Annotated in this window: 25 protein-coding genes; 9 read left to right on the top strand and 16 right to left on the bottom strand. The window is 73.7% G+C overall.

The genetic code is table 11. From position 1 onward, the window contains the following. Window positions 1–6 precede the first annotated feature (6 nt). The 4 genes from BLT67_RS05800 to purS are packed head-to-tail and all read right to left on the bottom strand — an operon-like array spanning window position 7 to window position 2,971. Entirely contained in the window at window positions 7–1,467 is a 1,461-nt protein-coding gene (locus BLT67_RS05800) for a serine hydrolase domain-containing protein (RefSeq protein WP_092666134.1), read from the bottom strand. A 43-nt stretch (window positions 1,468–1,510) separates the two neighbouring features. Beyond that, window positions 1,511–2,008, bottom strand: coding sequence for a DUF3817 domain-containing protein (locus BLT67_RS05795; protein WP_092666133.1), 498 nt, complete (start codon window positions 2,006–2,008; stop codon window positions 1,511–1,513). Between the two features lie 16 nt (window positions 2,009–2,024). Further along, window positions 2,025–2,714: a phosphoribosylformylglycinamidine synthase subunit PurQ gene (gene purQ / locus BLT67_RS05790; RefSeq protein WP_092666132.1), complete on the bottom strand. Its 690-nt coding sequence runs from the start codon at window positions 2,712–2,714 to the stop codon at window positions 2,025–2,027. Next, entirely contained in the window at window positions 2,711–2,971 is a 261-nt protein-coding gene (gene purS, locus BLT67_RS05785) for a phosphoribosylformylglycinamidine synthase subunit PurS (protein ID WP_092666131.1), read from the bottom strand. Before purS ends, purQ begins: the two co-directional genes overlap by 4 nt. Before the next feature lie 135 nt (window positions 2,972–3,106). Here purS and ypfJ point away from each other — a divergent pair, with 135 nt between their 5' ends. Beyond that, window positions 3,107–4,006 (top strand): KPN_02809 family neutral zinc metallopeptidase, encoded by a 900-nt coding sequence (gene ypfJ / locus BLT67_RS05780; RefSeq protein ID WP_092666130.1) that lies wholly within the window; start codon window positions 3,107–3,109, stop codon window positions 4,004–4,006. A gap of 316 nt (window positions 4,007–4,322) precedes the next feature. Here ypfJ and BLT67_RS05775 read toward each other — a convergent pair whose 3' ends face one another. Together BLT67_RS05775 and purD are read right to left on the bottom strand one after the other, a co-directional pair. Then, window positions 4,323–5,201: a phosphoribosylaminoimidazolesuccinocarboxamide synthase gene (locus BLT67_RS05775; RefSeq protein WP_092666129.1), complete on the bottom strand. Its 879-nt coding sequence runs from the start codon at window positions 5,199–5,201 to the stop codon at window positions 4,323–4,325. Next, complete coding sequence (gene purD, locus BLT67_RS05770; RefSeq protein ID WP_092666128.1) at window positions 5,198–6,457, bottom strand: phosphoribosylamine--glycine ligase; 1,260 nt, start codon at window positions 6,455–6,457, stop codon at window positions 5,198–5,200. Before purD ends, BLT67_RS05775 begins: the two co-directional genes overlap by 4 nt. Window positions 6,458–6,585: 128 nt before the next feature. Here purD and BLT67_RS05765 point away from each other — a divergent pair, with 128 nt between their 5' ends. Together BLT67_RS05765 and BLT67_RS05760 are read left to right on the top strand one after the other, a co-directional pair. Next, window positions 6,586–6,942, top strand: coding sequence for a sterol carrier family protein (locus BLT67_RS05765; RefSeq protein WP_092666127.1), 357 nt, complete (start codon window positions 6,586–6,588; stop codon window positions 6,940–6,942). A 258-nt stretch (window positions 6,943–7,200) separates the two neighbouring features. Then, the gene (locus BLT67_RS05760) at window positions 7,201–8,169 is read left to right on the top strand and encodes a hypothetical protein (protein ID WP_092666126.1); all 969 of its coding nucleotides are present in this window, start codon (window positions 7,201–7,203) and stop codon (window positions 8,167–8,169) included. A 98-nt stretch (window positions 8,170–8,267) separates the two neighbouring features. Here BLT67_RS05760 and BLT67_RS05755 read toward each other — a convergent pair whose 3' ends face one another. Beyond that, window positions 8,268–9,647, bottom strand: coding sequence for a short-chain fatty acid transporter (locus BLT67_RS05755; RefSeq protein WP_231945604.1), 1,380 nt, complete (start codon window positions 9,645–9,647; stop codon window positions 8,268–8,270). 134 nt (window positions 9,648–9,781) lie between these two features. Here BLT67_RS05755 and BLT67_RS05750 point away from each other — a divergent pair, with 134 nt between their 5' ends. Continuing rightward, window positions 9,782–10,291, top strand: a complete 510-nt coding sequence (locus BLT67_RS05750) for a YtxH domain-containing protein (protein ID WP_092666125.1) — start codon at window positions 9,782–9,784, stop codon at window positions 10,289–10,291. A gap of 1 nt (window position 10,292) precedes the next feature. Then, window positions 10,293–11,522 carry a hypothetical protein gene (locus tag BLT67_RS05745; protein WP_092666124.1) on the top strand — a complete coding sequence of 410 codons (1,230 nt, stop codon included), beginning with the start codon at window positions 10,293–10,295 and terminating at the stop codon, window positions 11,520–11,522. Between the two features lie 51 nt (window positions 11,523–11,573). On the opposite strand, the gene purF is transcribed toward BLT67_RS05745, so the two are convergent. Both purF and BLT67_RS05735 read right to left on the bottom strand, forming a co-directional pair. Continuing rightward, the gene (gene purF, locus BLT67_RS05740; protein ID WP_092666123.1) at window positions 11,574–13,031 is read right to left on the bottom strand and encodes an amidophosphoribosyltransferase; all 1,458 of its coding nucleotides are present in this window, start codon (window positions 13,029–13,031) and stop codon (window positions 11,574–11,576) included. A 99-nt stretch (window positions 13,032–13,130) separates the two neighbouring features. Then, window positions 13,131–13,880 carry a hypothetical protein gene (locus BLT67_RS05735; RefSeq protein ID WP_092666122.1) on the bottom strand — a complete coding sequence of 250 codons (750 nt, stop codon included), beginning with the start codon at window positions 13,878–13,880 and terminating at the stop codon, window positions 13,131–13,133. 130 nt (window positions 13,881–14,010) lie between these two features. Here BLT67_RS05735 and BLT67_RS05730 point away from each other — a divergent pair, with 130 nt between their 5' ends. Next, entirely contained in the window at window positions 14,011–14,871 is an 861-nt protein-coding gene (locus BLT67_RS05730; RefSeq protein WP_092666121.1) for an SDR family oxidoreductase, read from the top strand. Window positions 14,872–15,169: 298 nt separating this feature from the next. Here BLT67_RS05730 and BLT67_RS05725 read toward each other — a convergent pair whose 3' ends face one another. Both BLT67_RS05725 and tdh read right to left on the bottom strand, forming a co-directional pair. Next, a complete protein-coding gene (locus tag BLT67_RS05725; protein WP_092666120.1) occupies window positions 15,170–16,348 on the bottom strand; it encodes a glycine C-acetyltransferase in 1,179 nt (392 codons plus the stop codon). A gap of 1 nt (window position 16,349) precedes the next feature. Next, complete coding sequence (tdh, locus tag BLT67_RS05720; protein WP_092666119.1) at window positions 16,350–17,399, bottom strand: L-threonine 3-dehydrogenase; 1,050 nt, start codon at window positions 17,397–17,399, stop codon at window positions 16,350–16,352. A 149-nt stretch (window positions 17,400–17,548) separates the two neighbouring features. Between tdh and purM the strand changes: the two genes are divergently transcribed. The 3 genes from purM (at window position 17,549) to BLT67_RS05705 (ending at window position 19,880) form a co-directional block, all read left to right on the top strand. Then, window positions 17,549–18,637 (top strand): phosphoribosylformylglycinamidine cyclo-ligase, encoded by a 1,089-nt coding sequence (gene purM, locus BLT67_RS05715; RefSeq protein ID WP_092666118.1) that lies wholly within the window; start codon window positions 17,549–17,551, stop codon window positions 18,635–18,637. Between the two features lie 165 nt (window positions 18,638–18,802). Further along, the gene (locus BLT67_RS05710) at window positions 18,803–19,390 is read left to right on the top strand and encodes a DUF4190 domain-containing protein (protein ID WP_092666117.1); all 588 of its coding nucleotides are present in this window, start codon (window positions 18,803–18,805) and stop codon (window positions 19,388–19,390) included. A gap of 94 nt (window positions 19,391–19,484) precedes the next feature. After that, entirely contained in the window at window positions 19,485–19,880 is a 396-nt protein-coding gene (locus BLT67_RS05705) for a hypothetical protein (protein WP_092666116.1), read from the top strand. Window positions 19,881–19,941: 61 nt separating this feature from the next. Here the strand turns inward: BLT67_RS05705 and BLT67_RS05700 are convergent, their stop codons facing one another. The 5 genes from BLT67_RS05700 to BLT67_RS05680 all read right to left on the bottom strand — a co-directional run bounded on the left by BLT67_RS05700 (window position 19,942) and on the right by BLT67_RS05680 (window position 24,633). Next, on the bottom strand, window positions 19,942–21,336 hold the full coding sequence (locus BLT67_RS05700; protein WP_269456982.1) for an L-serine ammonia-lyase: 1,395 nt from the start codon (window positions 21,334–21,336) through the stop codon (window positions 19,942–19,944). Window positions 21,337–21,498: 162 nt separating this feature from the next. Then, the gene (locus tag BLT67_RS05695) at window positions 21,499–21,705 is read right to left on the bottom strand and encodes a DUF3073 domain-containing protein (protein ID WP_092666115.1); all 207 of its coding nucleotides are present in this window, start codon (window positions 21,703–21,705) and stop codon (window positions 21,499–21,501) included. A 145-nt stretch (window positions 21,706–21,850) separates the two neighbouring features. Further along, a complete protein-coding gene (locus BLT67_RS05690) occupies window positions 21,851–22,225 on the bottom strand; it encodes a fluoride efflux transporter FluC (RefSeq protein WP_092666114.1) in 375 nt (124 codons plus the stop codon). Continuing rightward, complete coding sequence (locus tag BLT67_RS05685) at window positions 22,222–22,617, bottom strand: CrcB family protein (protein WP_092666113.1); 396 nt, start codon at window positions 22,615–22,617, stop codon at window positions 22,222–22,224. Before BLT67_RS05685 ends, BLT67_RS05690 begins: the two co-directional genes overlap by 4 nt. 9 nt (window positions 22,618–22,626) lie before the next feature. Beyond that, window positions 22,627–24,633, bottom strand: coding sequence for an APC family permease (locus tag BLT67_RS05680; RefSeq protein ID WP_231945603.1), 2,007 nt, complete (start codon window positions 24,631–24,633; stop codon window positions 22,627–22,629). Window positions 24,634–24,679 lie beyond the last annotated feature (46 nt).

Below are 24,679 nucleotides of genomic sequence, written 5' to 3'. Positions count from 1 at the left end.
ACTCTCCTAGAGCTCAGCGCGGCGGTCCTTCGATCCTACCGAGGTGGCGGATGCGGGGGCCGCCCGCAACCGCCGCAGCCGCGCGGCGGCGTCCTCGTGCTCCGGGTCGAGCTCGAGCGCCCGGCGGAGGTGCTCGACAGCCTCGGCCGCACGCCCCTCCACCTCGTGGGACCACGCGGCCGTCGCCCACGCATCCGCCGACTCGGGCTGCGCGCGCAGCCACAGCTCGAGCAGCGGCCGCACGAGCTCGGGGCGGTGCAGCTCGACCGCGGGCCACGTCGCATCGTCGAAGCCGGGTTCGTCGAGGTCGGCGCGCGGCGGCCGCTCAGCGGCAAGCAGCCGGAACAGCGCCTCGGCGGCTTCGGGCCCGGCCACCTCCAGCTCGCGCCCGACCGGCACGACCGCGGGCGGCAGCGGGGGCTCACCCGGGTCCTCGCCGAGCAGCACGGCGAGCGTCGCCTCGGAGAGCTCGACCGGCACGAGGTTGCTGTTGCCGAGCACGGCGAAGCCCACGCGCTCGTCGGGCACGAGCCCGTGGTTGGTCGCGAAGCCCGGATCCTCGCCCGAGTGGCTCACGACCGTGCGGCCGCGGATCGTGCCGAGGAACCAGCCGAGCGCGATCTGCGCGTGCCAGACTCCGCCCGCCTCCGCCTGCGGGGCCCACATCTCGCGGTGCAGCTCCGGCGAGAGCCCCGCGCGGCCGTCGAGGTGCGCGACGAGCCAGCGGCCGAGCTCGGCGGCGCTCGAGTGCAGCGACGAGCTCGGCGCGTGCTGTCGCGTGTAGGGATAGGCGCCCTCGGGCACGGCTGCGGGCTGGCCGATGTGCGGCGCGGCCTCGAGCGCCGGGGGCACGTCGTGCCGCAGGAACGTGCTCGTCGCCATGCCGAGCGGCCGCAGCACGCGCTCGGCGAGCAGCGCCTCGAAGCTGCTGCCGGTCACCGTCGCCAGCAGGTGGCCGAGCAGCTCGTAGGCGGCGTTCGAGTAGGCGAACGCATTGCCCGGGTCGCGCTCGAGCCGCCAGCCGGCCACCTCGGCGGCGAAGCGCGCGAGCGCGTCGTCGTCGAATTCCGGGTCGTCCCAGCCGTAGTCGTGCACGTCGCCGAGCCCCGAGCGATGCGAGAGCAGGTGCCGCAGCGTGATGCCGCGCGCCCGCTCATCGGCCCAGCGCAGCTCCGGCAGCAAGGGAGCGATCGGCGCGTCGAGCTCGAGCGCGCCGTCGTCGACGAGCTGCAGCGCCGCGGTCGCGACGAACGGCTTCGAGATCGATGCGAGGTGGAAGAGCGTGTCGCCGGTCACGGGCTCGCCGGTGCGCACGTCGCGCGTGCCGAAGCCGCGCGCGACCACGGCCTCGCCGCGCACGGCGCAGATCGCGACGCCCGGCAGCGCCCAGGCATCCATCACCTGCTCGACCCAGGGCCACAGGCGCTCGGCCAGGAGGCGGTCGAGGGCGGCGTCCTCGGGGCTCATGGCCCGACGCTACGCCCGCGGCACGCGCGGCGCACGCCCCCGATCAGTCGAACCAGGCGGTGGGCGGGCCCGCGTTCAGCAGCACGACGAAGACGATGGCGACGACCGCGAGCACCGCGATCGTCAGCAGCAGCGCGTGGTTGATGCCCCAGCGGAAGAGCCGGTCGATCCACCGCCGGTCGCGCGGGTCGTCGCTCGGCTCGGTGCGCCAGGCGCCCTCGAGCAGCCCGCGCCGCTCGATCCGCCGCTCCCAGGGGATGGTCGCGTAGGGGATGACCGCAGTCACGATGCCGAGCAGCACCGTGCCGGCGCGCCAGCGCTGGTTGTGCCCGACGACGAGCTGCATCGCCCCGTAGGAGAGGAAGACGAAGCCGTGCAGCGAGCCGGCGATCGGCATCGGCCACTCGATCTCGAAGCCGTACTTGGCGATCATCGCCGCGATCAGCAGCGTCCAGGTGATCGCCTCGGCGATCGCGAGGATGCGGTAGAGCCGCTTCGGCGAGAGTCCGGTCGAGGTCGTGGTGGTCGCGGCCGCAGTCATGTAGCCAGTCTACATGTCAGGCCGCGACGGCCTCGAGCGCGCTCTTGAAGATGTCGAGCCCGTCGAGCCCCGCCTTCATGCGGGTGGTCGTGGGGCCGAAGCCCAGCTCGACCGCGTGCTCGGGGTGCGGCATGAGGCCCACGACGTTGCCCGCCTCGTTCGTGAGGCCGGCGATGTCGTCGATCGAGCCGTTCGGGTTCTCGCCCACGTAGCGGAAGGCGACGAGCCCCTCGCCCTCGATGCGCTTGACCTCCTCGGGCGTCGCGACGAAGCGGCCCTCGCCGTTCTTCAGCGGGATGACGATCTCCTGGCCTTCGTCGAAGCGGTTCGTCCACGCGGTCGTCGTGCGCTCGACCCGCAGCCGCTGATCGCGCCGCACGAACAGGCCCGTCTCGTTCCGCACGAGGCCGCCCGCGAGCAGGTGCGCCTCGGCGAGCATCTGGAACCCGTTGCAGATGCCCAGCACCGGCATGCCCTTGGTCGCCGCCTCAACCACCTCGGTCATGATCGGCGACAGCGCGGCGATCGCGCCGCAGCGCAGGTAGTCGCCGTACGAGAAGCCGCCGGGCAGCACGAGCGCGTCGACGCCGTGGAGGTCGTGCTCGCCGTGCCACAGCGCCACCGGCTCGTGGCCCGCGAGCCGAACGGCGCGCTGCGCGTCCCGGTCGTCGAGCGTGCCGGGGAAGGTGATGACGCCGACCTTCATCGCGACTGCTCCTCGACCACGCTCACGCCCACGACGTCCTCGATCACGGTGTTGGCGAGCACCTCGTTCGCGACGCCGCGCACCCGCTCGAGCAGCGCATCCGTCACCTCGCCCTCGACCCGCAGCTCGAAGCGCTTGCCGACGCGCACGTCGCCCACCGCCTCGTGGCCGAGGCGGGCGAGCGCGCGGGTGACCGCCTTGCCCTGGGGGTCGAGGATCTCTGCCTTCGGCATCACGTCGACGACGATGAGGGCCATGGGTCGCTCCCTGGGGGTCGGTGGGGGTGGGTGCCTCCAGTCTATTGAAGGGCGTGCGCCGCGGATGCGTCGGGTCGCGCGGGCGCTCAGCGGGCTCCCGGGCTGGCGCGCAACGGCGAGGGCTATTGTTCGTCCATGACGTTCAGGGGCGACGCGGGCTTCGACACCTCGGCTGTGAGCAAGGGCGGCGGCGGAGGCGGCATCGGCGGCGGCACGATCGCGGTCGGCGGCGGCGGCATCATCACGGTCATCCTGGTGATCGTCTCGATGATCTTCGGCGTCGACCTCACGGGCCTCGCGCCCGGCGATCCCATCCAGCCGCAGTCGCAGCAGCAGGGCGAGGAGGTCACCGGCTGCACCGGCGCCGACGCGAACGACCCCGCGAACGTCGTCTGCCGCATGGAGGGCGGCGCCGACTCGATGTCGGCGTTCTGGGCCGCGACGATGCAGCAGAACGACCTCGAGTACGCCGACCCGACCGTGCAGCTGTTCGATCGCCAGGTGCAGACCGGATGCGGTGCCGCGACGAGCGCGGTCGGCCCGTTCTACTGCCCGCCCGACCAGCGCATCTACATCGACACCACGTTCTTCCAGCAGATGCGCGACCAGTTCGGCGCCGAGGGCGGCAACCTCGCCGAGCTCTACGTGCTCGCGCACGAGTGGGGCCACCACATCCAGGGCGTGACGGGGCAGCTCGACCGCGTGCAGCAGGGCGACACCGGGCCGCAGTCGTCGGCGGTGCGCAGCGAGCTCCAGGCCGACTGCTACGCCGGCGCGTGGATCGCGGGGGCGTCGCAGACCGCCGACCAGGGCGGCGGCGCGCCGGTGATCGAATCGGTCTCGGAGGAGCAGATGCGCCAGGCCGTCGACGCCGCGAAGACGATCGGCGACGACCGGCTGCAGGAGATGAGCGGTGGCGGCGTGAACCCTGAGGGCTGGACGCACGGCTCGAGCGAGCAGCGCCAGACCTGGCTGCTGAACGGCTACAACGGCGGCGTCGGCGCCTGCGACACCTGGAACGCTCCGCAGGTCTGACCCGGTCGCTGGTCGAGGAGCGCGCCGGCGCAGTCGGCTCGTCCCCTCGCTGGTCGAGTAGCCGGCGCAGCCGGCGCAGCCGGCTCGTTCCCTCGCTGGTCGAGTAGCCGGCGCAGCCGGCGTATCGAGACCTGCACGGCCGCGTCTCGATGCGGCCCTGCGGGCCTACTCGACGACCGAGGGGGCCACCTCCGCCGGTCGAGGAGCGCGCCGGCGCAGCCGGCTCGCGTCACGAGACCTGGACAGTCCCGTCTCGATACGGCCCTTCGGGCCTACTCGACGACCGAGGGGAACAGCCGAATCGATCCTTCCGGGCCTACTCGCCGATCGAGGGAGCCCCGGTCAGCCGCTCGATGAGCTCGCGGTAGCGCGCCGCCGTGCGCTCGACGATCTCGGCGGGCAGCTCGGGCGCCGCGCCCTCGCCGTCCCAGTTGGCGGCGAGCCAGTCGCGCACGATCTGCTTGTCGAACGACTCGACCCGGCCCGCCTCGAGCGCCGCGGCATCCCAGTACCGCGACGAGTCCGAGGTGAGCACCTCATCCGCCAGCAGCAGCTCGCCCGTCACCCGGTCGCGCCCGAACTCGAACTTCGTGTCGGCGAGCACGAGCCCCGCCGCGGCGGCGACCTCCGCCGCGCGCGCGTAGACCGAGAGGCTGAGCTCGCGGATCGCCGCCGCGTCGGCCTCGCCCACGAGCTCGACCGTGCGCTCGTACGACACGTTCTCGTCGTGCTCGCCCTGCGGGGCCTTCCACGCGGGCGTATAGATCGGCTCGGGCAGCGCGTCGCCGTCGACGAGGCCGTCGGGCAGCGACACGCCCGAGATCGACCCGAGCCGCTGGTACTCCTTGAGGCCCGAGCCGGTCACCCGTCCGCGCACGACGCACTCCACCGGCAGCATGTCGAGGGTGCGCACGAGCATCGCGCGGCCTCGCACCGGCTCGGGCGTGCGCGCGTCGGCGTCGGGAGCGAGCTGCGACGGCAGGCCGAGCCGCTCGGTCCACCAGCGGGTGAGCTCGGTGAGCAGCTCACCCTTGCCCGGGATGGCCGGCTCGAGCACCTGGTCGAACGCCGACACGCGATCCGACGCGACCATGAGCATCTCGGGCGCCGTCTCGAGCGACTGGCCCGCGGCGACGTAGAGGTCGCGCACCTTGCCGCTGTACGCCAGGCTCCAGCCCGGCAGCGCCTCGGTCATGCGCCGGCCGCGATGTCGGTGCGCGCCTGCCCGCCCTCGAGGCTGATGCGCCCGAGCGCCGCGTAGGCGCGCTCGCGCGCCTCGGCGAGCGTCGCACCGGTGCCGACGACGTTGAGCACGCGGCCGCCGGTCGCCGTCAGGCCTTGCTCGCCCTCGCCCGTCGCGGCGTGCAGCACGTGCACGCCCTCGACCTTCGCCGCCTCGTCGACGCCCGTGATGACGCGGCCCGTCACGGGCTCTGCGGGGTAGCCCTCGCTCGCGAGCACGACCGTGACCGCGGCCGAGTCGCGCCACGTCAGTGGCGCGGCGGAGCCGAGGGTGCCGTTCGCGGCCGCCAGGAGCGCATCCGCGAAGCCCGACTCGATGCGCGGCAGCACGACCTGCGTCTCGGGGTCGCCGAAGCGCGCGTTGAACTCGATGACCTTCACCCCGGATGCGGTGACGATGAGGCCGCAGTACAGCAGGCCTGAGAAGGGGGTGCCGGCGTCGGCCATCGCGCGGATCGTGGGCATCGCGACCGTCTCGACGACCTCGTCGACGAACGCCTGCTCGCTGCCGAAGCGCTGCGCGAGCCACGGCAGCGGCGAGTACGCGCCCATGCCGCCGGTGTTCGGGCCGGCGTCGCCGTCGCCGAGCCGCTTGTAGTCCTGGGCGGGCGCGAGCGGCATGACCGCCTCGCCGTCGGTGAGCACGAACAGGCTCACCTCCGGGCCGTCGAGGTATTCCTCGATGAGCAGCGGGCCGTCGGGCAGGAACGCCTCGGCGTGCGCCTCGGCCGCGGCGCGGTCGTCGGTGACGATGACGCCCTTGCCGGCGGCGAGGCCGTCGGCCTTCAGCACGTAGGGGGGCTTCGTGGCGTCGAGCGCCGCGCGCACCTCGTCCATCGAGGTGGCGGTCTGGTCGATGCCTGTGGGCACGCCGGCGCGCGCCATCACGTCCTTCGCGAACGACTTCGAGCCCTCGATGCGGGCGGCGGCCTTCGTGGGGCCGAACGCGGGGACCCCGACCTCCCGCAGCGCATCCGCCACGCCCGCCACGAGCGGCGCCTCGGGGCCGATCACGACGAGGTCGTAGCCGCCCTCGACGGCGAGCTCGGCGACGAGCTTCGGCGACTTGATGTCGACGCGCACCGCCTCGACGTCGCGCTTGATGCCGGCGTTGCCGGGCGCGGCCGTGATCTCGTGGCCGCCCTCCGCCAGGAGTGCCGCGATGATGGCGTGCTCGCGCGCGCCGCTGCCGAGTACCAGGATCCGCACCAGGCCATTCTACGAACGAAGCGGCGCGGTCGCTCCGCCCGGGTGGATGGATCTGCGGGCGAGCGGCCGCAGCGCCCGGCAGTCGGGCGCAGGCGGCCCGCGTCTGCGGCCGTGACTAGCCTGGATGCGTGGCCAAGCGCATCCCCGACCTCGACGGCGTGGCGGCAGTGCGCGCGGCCCTCGAACGGGGTGCCGAGCGCGCGCAGACGGCGCTCGCGGTGCGCTACACGCTGCAGTGCCTCGCCGAGCGGGCGCCCGGCAAGAGCGTCGAGGTGCGGGTGCCGCCCTTCGGTGCGGTGCAGGCGGTCGAGGGGCCCGGGCACACGCGCGGCACGCCGCCCAACGTCATCGAGACCGACGTCGCGACGTGGCTCGCGCTCGCGACCGGAGCAGAGGCGTGGGCGGATGCGGTCGGTCGCGGCGCCGTGCGGGCGTCGGGCGTGCGCGCCGACGTGTCGCCCTGGCTGCCGGTCGTGCGCACCTAGCGCTCCCCGCTGCGACACCCGCGGGTCGAGGAGCGCCCGGCACACCCGCTGGTCGAGGAGCGCCCGGCCGCAGGCCGGACGCGTCACGAGACCGAGCCCGCGAGCAGCTCCGCCCACCGCCGCCCCCGGCGCGCCCGGTCGCGGGTCGCGGGGACCCGCTGGTCGAGGAGCGCCCGGCCGCAGGCCGGACGCGTCACGAGACCGAGTCCGCGCGCACCCTTCCGCCCACCGCAGGCCCCGGCGCGCCATACTGAATCCATGGCGCAGGTCGTGCAGTCGAAGGGGTGGGTCGCTCCGCTCGTCACGATGGTGATCGGCGGCATCCTGCTGCTCAACGGCGTGCCCGCGCTGCTGCAATGGCTGCCGTGGATCGCGCAGACCGCTGCGCTCGTCGACCTCGACTACGCGCTCGAGACCGCGCTCGTGCCGCTGCTCATGGCCGGCGCCGCGACCTTCATCGGCTTCCTCATGGCGCGCGGAGGGTTCAGCGCGCTCGTGCGTCAGGGACGCGGCGCTGCGCAGCGGGCGCGCGGACAGGTGCGCGACGGGGTGCAGCAGGTGCGCCGTCAGGCCGAGCAGCGCTACGGCGACGTGAGCTCGCAGGCGCAGCAGCTCGTCAACAAGGTGCCCGACGGCTGGCGCGAGCGCATCCAGGCCGCTGCGCAGGCCGTCGAGCAGGAGCGCGCCGCCCGAGCGGTCTCCGCGGCCCACCCCGAGTGGGAGGGCCAGGGCGCGCGGCAGCAGGCTCAGGGCCAGCGGCCGCAGCAATCGCAGGGGCAGCCGACCGCTCGCCCGCAGCGCGCCGCGCAGGAGTGGGAGCAGCTGCAGCAGGGCCGCCCGCCGCAGGGCTGGCAGCAGCCGCAGCAGCAGCGCCCGCAGCAGCAGCGCCCGCAGCAGGCGCCCGGCGCCGACCGCCTCTCGCGCATCGAGGAGCTGCGCTCGCGCGTCGATTCGCGCGTGCAGCAGGTCGCGCACGGCCAGCAGGATGCTGCGCGCCAGGCCGCCGAGCAGGCGCGCCGCGCAGCGCAGGCAGCGGCAGCCCGCGCGCAGCAGGGCCTGCCGGTGCGCCTCGACGAGGCGACCGAGGCGCTCGTCGGCCGACTCGACCTCGCCGACGCCGAGCGGGTGCGCCGCCGCGGCTCGTCGCTCACGCGGTCGTCGCTCTCGACGAGCGCGCTGTCGAAGACCTCGCTGCGCCTCAACTCCCTGCTGCAGCACCGCCGCTGACGGCGTCCACTGCCCTCGCGAGCGCCGACTCCCCACGGAACGCGCAACGGCCCCCGCCCACGAGGGGCGGGGGCCGCAGACCGCCGAGCGCTCCGGCGTCAGAGGAGCGACCAGACGAAGAGGGTGCCGGCGAACACGAGCCCGGATGCGATGAGCGTCACGGTCGTGAAGCCGAGGATGTCGCGCATCTTCAGTCCCGCGATCGCGAGCAGCGGCAGCGCCCAGAACGGCTGGATCATGTTCGTCCACTGGTCGCCGTAGGCCACCGCCATGATCGGGATCGCCGGGTCGACGCCGAGCCGCTCGGCGGCGTCGAGCATGATCGGCGCCTGCACCGCGAACTGCCCGCCGCCCGAGGGCACGAAGAAGTTCACGAGCCCCGCCGACAGCAGCGCGAGCACCCCGAACGTCGTCGGGTTCGAGATCTCGACGAACCAGTCGGAGAACACCTGCACGAGCCCCGACACGGTCATCATGCCGAGGATGCCCGCGTAGAGCGGGAACTGCAGCAGGATCTCACCGACGTTCGATGCGGCCTCCTTCGTCAGCCGGATGATCTCGAAGGGGCTGCGGACGAGCAGGAAGATGAGCGCGAGGAAGGACCAGTTGACGATGTCGAGCGTGATGGTGCCGCCCTGCACGAAGTGCACGATGAGGTAGCACACGAGCGCCGCGCCGACGATGAGCGTGATGACGCGGCTCGCGTCGATGCGGTCGGCCGGCGTGACGACCTCCTCCTCCTGCTCGACGATCTGCTCGCGCGCGTCGATCTCGAGCTCGACGACGCGGTCGGCGCCGCGCGGCGCGACGAGCGCGAGGGCGATGGCGACGACGACGATGGTCGCGACGGCACCGATGATGTTCGGCAGCGCGAAGGTCGTCTCGCTCACCGGGATCACCTGGCCGCCCAGGTGCTCGGCGATGAACGAGTCGGGCGTCGCGGCGGTCAGCGGCCCGGAGCCCGAGTAGCCCATGTGCCACACGACGAAGCCCGAGAACCCGGCCGCGACGAGCATGGGGAAGTGCAGGCGCAGGCCGCGCTCCTTGCCCGAGGCCGCGACCTCGCGGGCGAGCAGGCCGCCCACGACGAGGCCGAGGCCCCACGTGATGAGGGACGCGACGGCGGCGACGACGAAGACGAACAGGTAGGCCTGCACGGGCGTCTGCGGCAGCGCCGACAGCCACCGCAGCAGCTTGCGCACGGGGCGCGTGTTGGCGAGCATGTGCCCGAGCAGCAGGATGAGCGCCATCTGCGTCATGAACGCCAGCAGGCCCGAGAGCCCGTCGCCCCAGCCCTTGACGAGCTCGACCGGGCTCGTGGGCGTGATCGCGAGCGCGAGCACCGCGATCACGAGGGTCAGGATGATGCCGAAGACGAGCGCGGAGGGTATCCACCGCTCGACCACGTTGTTGATGGGCCGCATCGCGCGTGCGAGCGGCGCGCCGGACTGCTTCGTCTCCACCGGAGCGTTCGCCATGGTTCACCTCGTTGTGCATAGGGATGGGTGCGGGCGCCCGAGGGCGCACCGCCGCCGACCCTAGCGGTGTCAGATGACGAGCGGATGCGGTGGGCCGCCCCGGCCGGGCACGGCGAGATGGGATGCTTGAGGGCATGGACCACACGCCGGATCCCGCAGCGAACGACGGCGCGGGCTCGCCTCGCGAGCACCACCACGACGTCGAGGTGCAGGTGCGCCGCTCGCCCAAGTACGGGCGCTTCATGGCGCTCGGCGCCGCGCTCGGCGCTGTCGTCGCCTGGATCGTCGCCTGGGTCATGCCGCCGGCGGTCAACGCGGCGGGAGAGCGGGTCGACACCTCACCGATCATCGGCCTGTCGATCGTCGTCGGCTTCGTGCTCGGCGGCGCGCTCGGCGCGGTCGTCGCGCTGCTCATCGATCGCTCGCTCGCGAAGCGGGCCGGCACCGCGACGGCCGAGCAGATCGACGTGTCCGAGGCGGATGCGCCGGCCGACGCGGCCCCGCCCGCCCCGCACGCCCCGCACGCCCCGGTCGTCGAGGCGGAGTTCGAGCACCACCGCTCGCTCGACGAGCCGGCGGCGCCCCCGGCCCCCGGCGAGACGGACGAGGCCGACGACGAGCGCGACGGCCCCCGCGGAGCCTGACGTGGGGGCGCGCCGCGCGCGGCTGGGCATCGGGCACGCGCTCGCCTGCCTCGCGCACGGCGTCGCCGTCGCGGCGCTCGTGACGGATGCGGCGAGCCGGCCCGGAGCCGCGGTCGCTCTCGCGCTCGGCGCAGCCTGCGCCGTCGCCGCGGCGGCCGTCGGCCTGCTGGCGCCGCCCCGCGTCCCGACGCGCGCGCTGCTGGTCGCCGCCGCGGCGCTCGCGGTCGTCGCCGCAGCCGCGGGCGGCGCGCTCGCGCTGCTCGACCTGCCGCCGCACGCCGGCGTGGCCGCCGCGCTCGGGCTCGCCGCGGGCCTCCACACGGCCGCGATCGTCGCGGCGGCCGAGAGCGACCCGCCGCTCGCGCCGCGCGTGCGCCCCGCTCCCACGCTGCTCGCCGCGGGCACGGGCGCTGCGCTCGTCGCGGTCGCCGAGCTCGTGCCGCAGCTCGCCGAGGGCTGGCCGCTCGTCGTCGCCGCGGTGCTGCAGCTCGCGGCGCTCGCGGTCGGCGCGTCCTCGGGAGCATCGGCCTCCGATGCCGAGCCCGATGCCCTCGCGAGCGCCGCTGCAGAGCACGCGCACCCCGCTCCCGCGCTCGGCGGCACCCTCGCCACCACGGGCTCCGAGCGCGCGGCGACCGCCGCGGCGGCGCCGCCGCGCGGGGCAAGCGATACCTCCGACGAGCTCGGCGCGAGCGGCCGCAGCACCGCCGGCCGCGCCCCGCTCGGCGCCCCCGCACCGCTCCTCGCCCTGCTCGCGCTCGCGGTCGCCGGCGCCACCGCGCTCGCTGCCCTCCGCCCCGCGCTCTCGGCGATCGGCGTCGAGCAGCCGCAGCCCGCGGGACCGCTCGCCCTCACGCTCATGCTCGGCGCGCTGCTCGGGCCGCCGCTCGCACGCCTCGCCGAGCAGCTGCCGACTCGCGCCGGGGCGACCCTCGCGACCGCAGGCGGCGCGGCGGCGCTCGTGGCCCCCATCGCGCGGCCCGGGACCCTCGACGTCGTGGCCGCGACCCTCCTCGGCGTCGCGCTCGCCGCATCCGTCGCCCTCGTCGAGCTGGCCCGTCGCCGCGGTGCGCGCGTGCGCCGGCCGGCGCCGACGCTCCTCGCGCTCGCGGGTGCGGCGGGCGCGGTGCTCGCGGCGCTGCTGCTGGCCGCGGTGCCGCTGCCCGACGTCGTGCTGGGCGCGGCGCTCGCGTGCCTCGTCGCCGGCGTCGGCGCGTGGGTGCCGCGCTGACCCGTCCGCACGCCGCAGCGCGGCAGGGGCCCGCGCGGCTCGAGGCCCCGCTCAGCTGAGCTGGGTGCGCTCCACCCACTCGAGGTACTCGTCGGTGACGTCGCCGGTGATGTACTCGCCGGTGAAGCACGACATGTCGAGGCCCTGCACGTCGCTGCCGTCGAGAATCGCGCGCTGCAGGTCGTCGACCTCCTGGTAGACGAGGAAGTCGCTGCCGAGCGCGGCGTTGACCTCGGGGATCGTGCGGCCGGATGCGATGAGCTCGGCGCGGGAGGGCATGTTGATGCCGTACACGTGCGGGTAACGCACGGGCGGCGCGGCCGACGTGAAGGTGACGTTGGCGGTGCCGACCGAGCGCATCATCTCGACGATCTCGCGGCTCGTCGTGCCGCGCACGATCGAGTCGTCGACGACGAGCACGTTCTTGCCGCGGAACTCGCTCTCGAGCGCGTTGAGCTTCTGCCGCACCGACTTCTTGCGGGTCGCCTGCCCGGGCATGATGAACGTGCGGCCGACGTAGCGGTTCTTGTAGAAGCCCTCGCGGTACTCGATGCCGAGGCGCCGCGCGACCTCCATCGCGGCGGGTCGCGACGAGTCGGGGATGGGCATCACGACGTCGATCGCGCCCGACGGCGTGTACTTCGCGATCGTGTCGGCGAGGCGCTCGCCCATCCGCAGCCGCGACTCGTAGACGTTGATGCCGTTCATCACCGAGTCGGGGCGCGCGAGGTAGACGTACTCGAACGAGCAGGGCATGAGCACCGGGCTGTCGTGCGTCATCGCGCTCGTGATGGCGCCGTCGGGAGCGATGAAGATGGCCTCGCCCGGCGCGACGTCGCGCTCGAGGGTGAAGCCGGAGCCGGTGAGCGCGACTGACTCGCTCGCGACCATCCACTCGGTGCGGCCCGACTCGGCGGTGCGTGAGCCGAGCACGAGGGGGCGGATGCCGAACGGGTCGCGGAAGGCGAGCATCCCGTGCCCCGCGATGAGCGCGATCACGCCGTACGAGCCGCGGATGCGCTCGTGCACGCGCCGCACCGCCTGGAAGACGCGATCGGCGTCGAGGTCGCCCGCGGCGACGAGCGTCTGCAGCTCGGAGCCGAGCACGTTGACGAGCATCTCGGTGTCGCTGCCCGTGTTGACGTGGCGGTGGTCGACGGTCGCGAGCTCGCGCTCGAGCTCGCGGGAGTTCGTCAGGTTGCCGTTGTGCACGAGCACGATGCCGTAGGGCGCGTTCACGTAGAACGGCTGCGCCTCGAGCTCGTTCTCGGCCTCGCCCTTGGTCGCGTAGCGCACGTGGCCGAGGCCGATGTCGCCGAGCAGCGAGCGCATGTCGCGGGTGCGGAACGCCTCGCGCACCTGGCCCTTGGCCTTCCGCACGTGGATGGAGCGGCCCTCCGCGGTGGCGATGCCCGTGGAGTCCTGGCCGCGGTGCTGGAGGAGGGCGAGTGCGTCGTAGACCTGCTGGTTGACGCTCGAGTCGGAGACGATGCCGACGATGCCGCACACAGGCGAGCTCCTTCTGTCGCGGGGCTGACGATCCAGCCTACCGGCCGCGACGTGCCGCGGCGGGGTCTGCGCGGCGCTGACGGGGCCGAGGCGCTCGCGTCACTCGGCGCGCCGCCGCCGCGCCCGCCGCACGATCGCGATGATCGCGAGCGCGCCGATCACCGCCGCGATGATGCCCGCGCCGAGCATCCACGGCTGCGCTCCGAGCGGCGCGTCGCGGCCTCCGCCATCGACGGATGCGTCGCCGCCCGCCGCCCGCGCGGCCGCGGTGCGCTCCACGACGCTCGGCTGCAGCTCGGCGAGCGTCGCGCGCCCCTGGGGCAGCTCGGCCGCCGCGTGCTCGTCGAGCGGCGTGAGGGTCTCGCCGACGAGCGCGTACCAGGCGTCGATCGGGGGATCGCTCACGAGCGTCGCGCCGGCGGGCACCGCGAGCAGCGCGGCCGCGAGCCCGGCGTCGTCGCTCGTCGCCGCGAACTCGGCGGGCGCGCCGGGCGAGGGGCGCCAGGCGGTGAGCGTGCCGATCGGTTCGCCCTCGCGCTCGACGGCAGCGATCCACTCGTCGAGCGACGCGGTAGGCGCGCCGCCCTCGCCGACGAGGTAGGCCTCGCTCCACGTGAAGACCTCGTGGATGCCGCGCGGCTCGCCCGGCAGTCCCGAGCCCTGCAGCACGCCGGACGCCTGCTCGGCGAAGAAGGCGGCGACGTCGTCGGGGATCGCCGCGGCGCTGGCGGCAGGCGGCCCGGCGACGCTCGCGGCAGGCACCGTGGCCGCCCCCGCGGCCGGCGCTCCGACGATCAGCAGCAGCGCCACCGCGACGGCGAGCCCCGAGCCCGTGCGCACGCTCGCCATCGCGGTCTCCCTCGTCCGTTGCGCCGACCCTAGGCGGCCCTGATCGCGCGGTCAACGACGCTCGCCCGGCCGGGCCGACGCAGGGCCGGCGTCCACCCCGCTCCCAGCCGCAGCATCCACAGTGGGGGACATGAACGTCGACACCGAATCCATCAAGCATCTGCCCGAGCAGCAGCAGGAGTGGCCCGGTCGCACCGACGACCTGCAGCCCGTGCCCGACCACGGCGAGACGAGCTACACCGGCCGCGGCCGCCTCGAGGGCAAGCGCGCGCTCGTCACCGGCGGCGACTCCGGCATCGGCCGCGCGACCGCCATCGCCTTCGCGAAGGAGGGCGCCGACGTCGCGATCGCCTACCTCCCGCAGGAGCAGGACGACGCCGAGGAGACGCGGCGCCACATCGAGGCCGCGGGCCGCCGCGCGGTGCTCGTGCCGTGCGACCAGCGCACCGACGAGGCGAACGCCGAGCTCGCGCGGACGGTCGTCGAGCAGCTCGGCGGCGTCGACGTGCTCGTCAACAACTCCGGCTTCCAGATGGCGCAGGAGTCGCTCGCCGACATCGACGACGCGCAGCTGCGCCAGACCTTCGAGACCAACATCTTCGCGATGTTCAACCTCACGCGTGCGCTGCTGCCGCACCTCGGCGAGGGGGCGAGCATCATCAACTGCTCGTCGATCCAGGCCTTCGACCCCTCAGAGACGCTGCTCGACTACGCCTCGACGAAGGCGGCGATCAACAACTTCACCGTCAACCTCGCCGCCCAGCTCGGCGAGCGCGGCATCCGTGTGAACGCCGTCGCCCCCGGCCCCATCTGGACGCCGCTGCAGCCCGCGACGAAGCCCTCGGTGAAGGACTTCGGCATGGATGCGCCGCTCGGCCGCCCCGGCCAGCCGATCGAGGTCGCGACCGCGTTCGTCTACCTCGCGAGCGACGAGGCGAGCTACGTCTCGGGCACCGTGCTCGGCGTCACCGGCGGCAAGCCCGTCTTCTAGCGCGGTGGAGCTGAGGGCGACGACCCTCTCGGGTCGACGCCGCGACCCCAGCGCCGACGCCCGTCCCGGGCGTCGGGCGTCGAGATGCGCCTCCTCGCGCGTCGAAGTCCCACGCGTCGCGAGATCTCCCGCCTCCGCCGGGGACCCAGGGTGGTCACGACACGCCGGGCCGCACGGCGGGGGTGGTCACGACACGCCGCCGGTCGACTCGCGCGACGGCGTGTCGTGACCACCCTCGTGGCCCGAGCGGCGCAGGCGCGCCGCCGAGGCTCAGCCGCCGAGGCTCAGCCGCCGAGGCTCAGCCGCCGACGCGCTCGCGCGCCGCGGCGAACGCCGCCACCGCGCGGTCGACGTCCGCGTCCGAGTGGGCGGCCGAGAGCTGCACCCGGATGCGGGCCTCGCCGCGGGGCACGACGGGGAACGAGAAGGCGGTGACGTAGACGCCCTCGGCGAGCATCGCATCCGCCATCTGCGCCGCGAGGCGCGCGTCGTGGAACATGACCGCCGTGATCGGGTGCTCGCCCGGCAGCAGCTCGAAGCCCGCCGCCTCCATGCCCTCGCGGAAGCGCGCGGTGTTGCGCTGCAGCTGCTCGCGCAGCTCGCCCGCACCCTCGACGAGGTCGAGCGCGGCGAGCGAGCCCGCGACGACCGACGGCGCGAGCGCGTTCGAGAAGAGGTAGGGCCGCGAGCGCTGGCGCAGCAGGTCGACGATCTCGGCGCGCGCGGCGATGTAGCCGCCCGAGGCTCCGCCGAGCGCCTTGCCGAGCGTGCCCGAGATGATGTCGACGCGGTCCTGCACGCCCGCGAGCTCTGGCGTGCCGGCTCCCGTCGCGCCGGTGAAGCCCACCGCGTGCGAGTCGTCGACCATCACCATCGCGTCGTAGCGGTCGGCGAGGTCGCAGATCTCGCGCAGCGGCGCGAGATAGCCGTCCATCGAGAAGACGCCGTCGGTCACGATCAGCCGGCGGCGCGCGCCCGAGGCCTCGACCAGCCGCGCCTCGAGCTCGGCCATGTCGCGGTTCGCGTAGCGGTACCGGGCCGCCTTCGACAGCCGGATGCCGTCGATGATCGAGGCGTGGTTTAGGGCGTCCGAGATCACCGCGTCGTCAGCGCCGAGCAGCGTCTCGAAGAGCCCGCCGTTCGCGTCGAAGCACGACGAGTAGAGGATGCACGCCTCCTGGCCGAGGAAGGCCGCGAGGCGCGACTCGAGCTCGAGGTGCTGCGTCTGCGTGCCGCAGATGAAGCGCACCGACGCCATCCCGAAGCCCCAGTCGTCGAGCGCGGCCTTCGCGGCGTCGACGATGCGCGGGTCGTCGGCGAGGCCGAGGTAGTTGTTGGCGCAGAAGTTGAGCACCTCCTGCCCGTCGGTGACGACGGATGCGGCCTGCGGGGAGGCGATGGCCCGCTCGTGCTTCGTGAGGCCGGCGGCCTCGATCTCGGCGAGCTCGTCGGCGATCGCGTCGCGGATGGAGAACATCTCAGGCTCCTTCGGTGAAGTCGAGGATCACCTTGCCGGCGGCACCGGAGCGCGCGCGCTCGAAGGCCGCCTGCCAGTCGGCGAAGGCGAATCGGTCGGTGATGACGGGGGAGACGTCGAGCCCGGTCTGGGCCATCGCGGCCATCGCGTACCAGGTCTCGTACATCTCGCGGCCGTAGATGCCCTGGATCGTCAGCATGTGCGAGACGACCTTGGCGAAGTCGAGCTCGATCGGGGTCGAGGGCAGCCCGAGCATCGCCATGCGGCCGCCGAAGTTGAGGTTCTCGATGATGCCGACGAGCGCCGCCGGCGAGCCCGACATCTCGAGCGCGACGTCGAAGCCCTCGGTCATGCCGAGCTCGCGCTGCACCTCGCGGATCTCCTGCTCGCGCGGGTCGAGCGCCCGGAAGCCGAGCGAGCGGGCGAGCTCGAGCCGCGGCTCCGAGATGTCGGTGACGACGATGTGGCGGGCGCCCGCGTGCCGCGCGACCATCGCCGCCATGAGGCCGATGGGGCCAGCGCCGGTGACGAGCACGTCCTCGCCGACCACTGGGAACTTGAGCGCGGTGTGCACGGCATTGCCGAAGGGGTCGTAGATGCCGAAGACGTCGAGCTGCTGCGCGGTGGCGGATGCGGCGGTGACGCCGGGGTGCACCCAGACGTTGGTCGCGGGCAGCACGACGTACTCGGCGAAGCACCCGTCGCGCTGCACGCCGAGGTTGGAGGTGCGGATGCACAGGTGCCGGCGCCCGGCGCGGCAGTTGCGGCAGTGCCCGCACACGACGTGCCCCTCGCCGCTCATGAGCTGTCCGACGGCGTAGTCGGTGACGCCGTCGCCGACCTCGACGATCTCGCCGCAGAACTCGTGCCCGACGGTGAGGCCGGGCGTCACGGCCGACTGGGCCCAGGCATCCCACCCGTCGATGTGCAGGTCGGTGCCGCAGATGCCGGCGCGCAGCACGCGCACCTTGACATGGCCCGGCGGGGTCTCGGGCTCCGGGATCTCGACCAGCTCGAGTCCCGGGGCGCCTCGGGTCACGAGTGCGTGCATGGGTGTCTCCGTCGACGTGGTGGGCGTGCCGCGCCCCATCCTGCCATCCCGATCCGAACGGCCATTCGCGACGGATGTGCCGCCAAGCGGCACATCCGCCCGGGATGGCCGTTGAGTCCGACGCACCCGCGGCTCGGTAGCCTGGGAGCATGACCGATCCGTATGCCTCCGCCGGCGTCGACACCGAGGCGGGCGACCGCGCGGTCGAGCTCATGAAGGCGGCCGTCGGCCGCACCCACGGCCCGGGCGTGCTCGGCGGCTTCGGCGGCTTCGCGGGGCTGTTCGACCTCTCGGCCGCGGGCGCCTACGCCAAGCCGCTGCTCGCGACCTCGACCGACGGCGTGGGCACCAAGATCGCGCTCGCGCAGGCGATCGACAAGCACGACACGATCGGCCAGGACCTCGTGGGCATGGTCGTCGACGACATCGTCGTCGTGGGCGCGAAGCCGCTGTTCATGACCGACTACATCGCGTGCGGGCGCGTCGTGCCCGAGCGCATCGCCGACATCGTGCGCGGCATCGCCGAGGCGTGCGAGGCGACTGGCACCGCGCTCGTCGGCGGCGAGACCGCCGAGCACCCGGGCCTCATGCAGCCCGACGACTACGACGTCGCGGGCGCCGCCGTCGGCATCGTCGAGGCGGATGCGGTGCTGGGCGCCGAGCGGGTTCGCGCGGGCGACGTCGTGGTCGCCATGGCCTCGTCGGGGCTCCACTCCAACGGCTTCTCGCTCGTGCGCCACATCCTCGCGCAGCGCTCGATCGCGCTCACCGACCGGGTCGACGAGCTCGGCGGCGTCGCGGCCGAGGCGCTGCTCGAGCCGACGCGCCTCTACACGCTCCCGCTGCTCGGCATGCTCGAGGCCGGCCACGGCATCCGCTCGATCTCGCACGTCACCGGCGGCGGCATCGCCGCGAACCTCGCGCGCGTGCTGCCGCAGCACCTCGCGGTCGAGATCGACCGCGCCGGATGGCAGGTGCCCGAGGTGTTCGACGTGCTCGCGCAGCTCGGCGGCTTCCCGCTCATCGAGGCCGAGGGCACCTGGAACCTCGGGCTCGGCATGCTCGTGGTCGTGGATGCGGCCGACGCCGACCGCGTGATCGCGGCGAGCGAGCAGGCGGGCATCCCCGCGTGGACCGTCGGCGAGGTGCGCGACGCGCCCACCGACCCCGCCGGCTGGGTGCGGGGCGCGAAGGGCGTCGACGGCGGCGCGGTGCGCCTCTCCGGCAGCTACCGCTGACCCGACCGCTCGCCCCGCGAGCGCTCTTGGACGGCCGACCGCGACGTCCAGGTGATCCGGAGCCTCCGGGCGTACGGTGACTTGCGGTCTGACACCGCAGCGGTCGCAAGAGCGCCGCGCGGTGCGAGCGGATGCTTGGAACCAGCACGACAGAGGAGGTGCACGATGGACCCGAACGCCGACCGCTTCGGCCCCTGGGAATCCGGCGGCACCGCGGAGCAGTCGCCGCCGGCGCCCCACGCGGCGCCGCACGCCTCTCCGCACGCAGCGCCGCCGACCGCCACGCACGCCTCTGCCTTCGGCGCCGTCCACCACCCCCGCTTCGGGTCGCCTGCGACGCAGTTCGGCCTTCCGCCGCGGGTGCAGCCGCACTTCTCCGCTGGCTTCGACGGCCGCGACGCCCCGCTCATCCACCCGGCGGCCGCGCAGGCCTCGAGCCTCACCCCCTACGGCGTGCCCGTCTACCGCGCGCCGGCGCCGGCACCCGTGCCGCAGGTGCAGCGCGGCCTCTCGACCACCGCGCTCGTGCTCGGGATCTGCTCGTTCGTCTTCGCCTGGATCTTCGTCGTCGTGCCCATCATCGGCATCGTCTTCGGCATCCTCGCGCTGCGGCGCGAGCCCGCCGGGCGCGTGATGGCGATCGTCGGGCTCGTGGGCTCGGGCCTCGGGCTGCTGCTCGTGCTGCTCATCTACGTGCTGCCGCTGATCGTGCTGCTCGGGGCGATGCTCTTCGCGGTCCCGGCCGGCCCCTGACCGGCGGGTTCGCTCGTAGCGGTCCCGCATCCCTGCGCCGTAGGCTCATCCCGGCGCACCGCGCCCCCTGCCCGCACCACCAGCAAGGACCGTCATGACCTACACCCCTCCGGAGCAGCCCGACCCGACGGGCGGCTACCAGCCCGCCCAGCCCGGCTACCAGCCGGCGCAGCCCGGCTACCAGGCCGCCCAGCCCGGCTACCAGCCGGCCGGCCAGCAGTACGGCTACGCCGCGCCCTCGACCAAGCGCACCCTGTCGCTGTGGGGCCTCATCCTCGGCATCTCGAGCATCCTCATCCCCATCTGGATCAACGCGATCGCCGGCGGCGTGCTTTCCGGCATCGGTCTCGCCAAGGAGCCGGCCGGCAAGACGATGGCCATCTGGGGCCTCGTCACGTCCATCCTCGGCTTCATCTGGGCGTTCATCTTCTGGCCGCTGATCATCACCGTGATCTTCGCCGCGGCCTTCCAGTCGCAGTACGGCTACTGACCCGCTCGCACGGAGGGCCCGCCGATCGGCGGGCCCTCCGTCATGTGCGGGATCGTGCCGGTCAGCACTCGATGTACGCGACCGCGAGCCCGCCGAGCGCGGTCTCCTTGTACTTGTCGCTCATGTCGGCACCGGTCTGCCGCATCGTCTCGACGGCGGTGTCGAGCGAGACGTAGTGGGTGCCGTCGCCCTGCTTCGCCATCCGCGCGGCGTTGATCGCCTTGACGCTCGCCATGGCGTTCCGCTCGATGCACGGGATCTGCACGAGCCCCTTGATCGGGTCGCACGTGAGGCCGAGGTTGTGCTCGATGCCGATCTCGGCCGCGTTCTCGATCTGCGCCGGCGTCGCGCCGAGCACGGCGGCGAAGCCGCCCGCGGCCATCGCGCACGCCGAGCCCACCTCGCCCTGGCAGCCGACCTCGGCGCCCGAGATCGACGCGTTCGACTTGATGATGATGCCGATCGCGCCCGCGACGAGCAGGAAGCGCACCTGCCACGGCAGCTCGTCCTCGACGCAGTCGGCGAAGCGGTCGGCGTAGTGCATGACCGCGGGGATGATGCCGGCGGCGCCGTTGGTCGGCGCGGTGACGACCCGCGAGCCCGCGGCGTTCTCCTCGTTGACCGCGAGCGCGTAGAGGTTCACCCACTCCATGCCCTCGAGCAGGTCGGGGCGCCCGGTCTTCGGTGCCGCGTCGCGCTCGAGCAGCTTCGCGTGCCACTCCTTCGAGCGGCGCTTGACGTCGAGGCCGCCGGGCAGGATGCCGCCGGTCGCGATGCCGTGCGCGACGCACTCCTGCATGACCTCCCAGATGCGCTCGAGCTGCGCGACGGTCTGCTCGCGCGGCCGCCACGCGGCCTCGTTGCGCAGCATGAGCTCGGCGACCGAGAGGCCCGTCTCCTCGCACAGCGCGACGAGCTCGTCGCCGGTCGTGAACGGATGCGGCACGGGGTGCAGCTGCTCGGCCGGCGCGGGCACGGGGGAGAGCACGTCGCCCTCGTCGTGGCGCATCACGAAGCCGCCTCCGATCGAGTAGTAGCCGGCGGTCGCGATCGTCTCGTCGGCCGCGTCGTAGGCGGTGATGCGCAGGGCGTTCGGGTGCTCGCTGCGCACGGTGAGCGGCCGGAAGACGAACGCCTTCGCCTCGTCGAACGCCACCGCGCGCCGGCCGCCGAGCGGGAGCTCGCCGGTGGCGCGGATGCGCTCGAGCGTCTCGGCGATCTGCGGGGTCTCGACGGTGTCGGGCGCGAGCCCGGAGAGACCGAGCATGATCGCGGTGTCGGTGCCGTGGCCGGAACCGGTCGCGCCGAGCGAGCCGAGGAGGTCGATGCGCAGCCGCACGATCTCGTCGAAGCGGCCCGACGCATCCGCCTGCCCGAGGAAGTCGAGCGCGGCCCGCATGGGGCCGACGGTGTGCGACGACGACGGGCCGATGCCGATCTTGAACAGATCGAGCACCGACAGCGACTCGAAGACCGGTGCGGCGGCGGTCGCGTGCGATCCGACGACCGTCGGCTCGAGGCCGCGCCCGTTGGTGATCGGCGGCGTCTTGCTCGTGGTGGCGTGCGAGGTCACGATCGGCTCCTTCGCGTCAAGGCGCCCGGAACCGGAGGTGGTGGCTCAGGCGGTGCGGCCCGTCTGGTACTCGTCAGCGTAGTCGTCGCCCTCGGGCTGGTACTCGGCGTAGTCGGCCCACTTGTCGACCTCGGGGTCGCCGGAGCGGCTGCCGAGCTCTGCCTGCAGCGCGTTGTAGTTGATGTCGGGGCTGAACGACTTCAGCTCCCGAGCCAACTTCGTGTGCTTTGCCTTCTGGCGGCCACGACCCATGCTGGACCCCCTTGCTACTGGCGTCGGCTCGCATGCCGACGGACGATTGGGAGAACTTCTGCTATCAAGTCCAACCTGCATCGTATCATCGCGGCTGTCGATCCGCTGTGCCCTGGCCCGGGATGTGGACAGCGTTCCGAATCGCTCAGGCCGCGGCCGCAGGAGCGAGCATCGCGGCGATGAGCAGGCCGGCGGATGCGGCGAGCGCGCCCCCGACGAGGGTCACGGCGACCGTCGCGAGCGCGTGGCCGCCGCGCCGGCGCTCGAGCTGCTCGACGGCCTGCACCGCGAAGGCGGAGTAGGTCGACATGCCGCCGCAGAAGCCGGTGACGAGCACGGCGCGCCAGGCGTCGTCGAGGGGCATGAGCCCTGCCGCGAGCCCCGCGAGCAGGCTCGCGACGAGGTTCACGGCCATCGTCGCTCGCGCCGGCCGCCGTGGCGCGAGCGCGCCCGCGAGGAAGCGCACCGTCGCGCCGACGCCGCCCGCCGCTGCGATCGCGAGCAGCTCGAGCGGGCTCATGCCGCCCGGCTCCGGGCGATGCGCCGCCCGAGCGCGAGCCCGGCGCCGGCCGCCGCGAGGCACGCGAGCAGCATCCCGACGGCGAGCGCGATCCCGGGGAGCGCGGGCGCGAGCGCCGACCAGCCGCCGCGGCCCGCGGACGCGGCGACGCTCGCGACGGCCACGGCGCTGAAGGTCGTGAAGCCGCCGAGCACGCCGGCGCCGATCCCGTGGCGCAGCCACGCCGGCGCGTCGGCGAGCGCCGCGACGGCGACGCCGAGCAGCAGCGAGCCCAGCGCGTTGACCGCGAGCAGCAGCCACCACTCGGGCAGCGCAGCCTGCAGCAGCGCGCGCGCCGCGGTGCCGAGCGCGCCGCCCACCAGCACGGCGGCGATCGACGGCAGCAGGGGCATGCGTCGAGGCTAGCGGCGCTCCCGGGCCGGCCGGTGCTGCTGGCGGACGACGGGCCGGGCGGGCTGGCCGCGCCGGGCGTCGCCGGGCAGGGGCCGCGGGTCCGGGCCGACCGGCAGGTCGGGGTGCAGCCGCCAGGGCACGAGCGCGAGCGTCACGCCGTGCTCGAGCGTGAGGCGCTGGCGGATGCGCGTCGAGCGACGGTTGTGCAGCAGATGCTCCCACCAGCGCAGCCCGACGAGCTTCGGCGTGTAGACCGTCACGACCTCGGGGCCGTGCTCGGCGCGGTGCCGACGGATGTGCTCGACGACCGGTTCGGCGACGTCGCGGTAGGGGCTCGGCACGATGCGCAGCGGCACGCGCACCCCCTCGGCCTTCCACTGGCGCTCGAGGCGCATGGTCGCCTCGGGGTCGACGTCGGCGTGGACGCCCTCGAGCGTTGCGTGCCGGGCGGCGATCGCGTAGTCGAGCGCCTTGAGCGTGGGCTTCGTGAGCTCCTCGACGAGCACGATCGCGTGGTCGCCCTTCGCGCCGAACACGGTCGTGCGGTCGGCGGCGATCTCGGCGCGCACTCGCGCGTAGTAGCGGTGGATGCCGAGCATGAGCCACCACAGGATCGGCCCGAGCACGAACACGGCCCACGCACCGTGCGTGAACTTCGTCACCGTGACGATGAGCAGCACCGCGCCGGTGCACAGGGCCGACGTCACGCTGATCGCGAGCGGCAGCATCCGGAACTCCCGGCGGCGCGTGCGCCGCAGCCGCAGCCAGTGCACCGTCATGCCGATCTGCCCGAACGAGAAGGAGACGAAGACGCCGATGACGTACAGCTGGATGAGCGCGTTGACGTCGGCCCGCAGCACGAGCACCAGCAGCGCTGCCGCGAGCGCGAGCAGGATCACGCCGTTGGAGTGCACGAGCCGGTCGCCGCGGTTCGCGAGGCTGCGCGGCGCGAACCCGTTGGCCGCGAGCACGCTCCCGAGCAGCGGGAAGCCGTTGAAGGCGGTGTTGGCGGCGAGCAGCAGCACGAGGGCGGTGGATGCGGTGACGAGGTAGACGAGCGGTGCGCCCTCGCCGAAGACCGCGGTCGCGAGCTGCGCGATCACCGACGGCTGCGGCCGCGTCGCGCAGTCGGCGTAGCCGATGAGGTCGCAGGGATCCTGCGCGTAGTGGAGGCGCGAGATGACGCCGAGGGCGGTGATGCCCGCGAAGAGCGAGATCGAGACGCCGCCGAGCAGCAGGAGCGTGATGCGCGCGTTGCGCACCTTCGGCCGCCGGAACGCGGGGACTCCGTTCGAGATCGCCTCGATGCCGGTGAGCGCCGAGCACCCAGAGGCGAAGGCGCGCAGCAGCAGGAGCGCGAGGCCGGCCTGCGTGATCGGGTCGGCCTCGACGGCGTAGGCGCTCGAGGCGGCGACCGGCGGGTCGCCGAGCGCCGTGCGCACGAGGCCCGTGCCGACGAGCAGCACGACGGATGCGATGAAGACGTAGGTCGGCAGGGCGAAGGCCGCGCCCGACTCGCGCACGCCCCGCAGGTTGGCGATCGCGAGCAGCGCGATGAGCGCGACCGCGAGCTCGACCCTCCACGGCGCCAGTGCGGGGAGCGCCGAGATCACGTTGTCGACGCCCGCCGCGACCGAGACCGCGACGGTCAGCACGTAGTCGATCAGGAGCGCCGCGCCGACCACGAGGCCGGCGCGCGGCCCGAGGTTGCGGTGCGCGACCTCGTAGTCGCCGCCGCCCGACGGGTAGGCACGCACGAGCTGGAAGCTGCCCGCGACGACGATCGCGATGAGGCAGATGACGCCGAGCGCCACCCATGGCGCGTGGGCGAGCACGGCGAGGCCGCCGATGGTCAGCACGAGGAACATCTCCTGCGGGCCGTAGGCCACCGACGAGAGCGCGTCGCTCGCGAAGACGGGCAGCGCGATGCGCTTGGGCAGCAGCTGCTCGTCGAGGCGGCCGGACTCGAGCGGTTCGCCGATCAGCCAGCGCTTCGGCGAGAACTCCTCCGTCACGGCGAGAACATACACCCGCTGCGTCACGCGCTTGACGTTGACGTTG

It is taken from the genome of Agrococcus carbonis (assembly GCF_900104705.1).
GTDB lineage: Bacteria > Actinomycetota > Actinomycetes > Actinomycetales > Microbacteriaceae > Agrococcus > Agrococcus carbonis.
This window is presented reverse-complemented; position numbering and strand designations above follow the sequence as displayed.

Excerpts from the sequence above, each read along its gene's own strand:
- BLT67_RS05685 (WP_092666113.1), bottom strand. The coding sequence starts at position 22,617 with ATGCCCCTGCTGCCGTCGATCGCCGCCGTGCTGGTGGGCGGCGCGCTC.
- BLT67_RS05755 (WP_231945604.1), bottom strand. The coding sequence starts at position 9,647 with ATGGCGAACGCTCCGGTGGAGACGAAGCAGTCCGGCGCGCCGCTCGCA.
- BLT67_RS05795 (WP_092666133.1), bottom strand. The coding sequence starts at position 2,008 with ATGACTGCGGCCGCGACCACCACGACCTCGACCGGACTCTCGCCGAAG.
- BLT67_RS05735 (WP_092666122.1), bottom strand. The coding sequence starts at position 13,880 with ATGGCGAGCGTGCGCACGGGCTCGGGGCTCGCCGTCGCGGTGGCGCTG.
- BLT67_RS05750 (WP_092666125.1), top strand. The coding sequence starts at position 9,782 with ATGGACCACACGCCGGATCCCGCAGCGAACGACGGCGCGGGCTCGCCT.
- BLT67_RS05695 (WP_092666115.1), bottom strand. The coding sequence starts at position 21,705 with ATGGGTCGTGGCCGCCAGAAGGCAAAGCACACGAAGTTGGCTCGGGAG.
- BLT67_RS05800 (WP_092666134.1), bottom strand. The coding sequence starts at position 1,467 with ATGAGCCCCGAGGACGCCGCCCTCGACCGCCTCCTGGCCGAGCGCCTG.
- BLT67_RS05775 (WP_092666129.1), bottom strand. The coding sequence starts at position 5,201 with ATGACCGAGGCGCTGCCGGGCTGGAGCCTGGCGTACAGCGGCAAGGTG.
- BLT67_RS05690 (WP_092666114.1), bottom strand. The coding sequence starts at position 22,225 with ATGAGCCCGCTCGAGCTGCTCGCGATCGCAGCGGCGGGCGGCGTCGGC.
- purQ (WP_092666132.1), bottom strand. The coding sequence starts at position 2,714 with ATGAAGGTCGGCGTCATCACCTTCCCCGGCACGCTCGACGACCGGGAC.
- BLT67_RS05725 (WP_092666120.1), bottom strand. The coding sequence starts at position 16,348 with ATGTTCTCCATCCGCGACGCGATCGCCGACGAGCTCGCCGAGATCGAG.
- BLT67_RS05760 (WP_092666126.1), top strand. The coding sequence starts at position 7,201 with ATGGCGCAGGTCGTGCAGTCGAAGGGGTGGGTCGCTCCGCTCGTCACG.
- purM (WP_092666118.1), top strand. The coding sequence starts at position 17,549 with ATGACCGATCCGTATGCCTCCGCCGGCGTCGACACCGAGGCGGGCGAC.
- ypfJ (WP_092666130.1), top strand. The coding sequence starts at position 3,107 with ATGACGTTCAGGGGCGACGCGGGCTTCGACACCTCGGCTGTGAGCAAG.
- BLT67_RS05730 (WP_092666121.1), top strand. The coding sequence starts at position 14,011 with ATGAACGTCGACACCGAATCCATCAAGCATCTGCCCGAGCAGCAGCAG.
- BLT67_RS05710 (WP_092666117.1), top strand. The coding sequence starts at position 18,803 with ATGGACCCGAACGCCGACCGCTTCGGCCCCTGGGAATCCGGCGGCACC.
- purS (WP_092666131.1), bottom strand. The coding sequence starts at position 2,971 with ATGGCCCTCATCGTCGTCGACGTGATGCCGAAGGCAGAGATCCTCGAC.
- BLT67_RS05705 (WP_092666116.1), top strand. The coding sequence starts at position 19,485 with ATGACCTACACCCCTCCGGAGCAGCCCGACCCGACGGGCGGCTACCAG.
- tdh (WP_092666119.1), bottom strand. The coding sequence starts at position 17,399 with ATGCACGCACTCGTGACCCGAGGCGCCCCGGGACTCGAGCTGGTCGAG.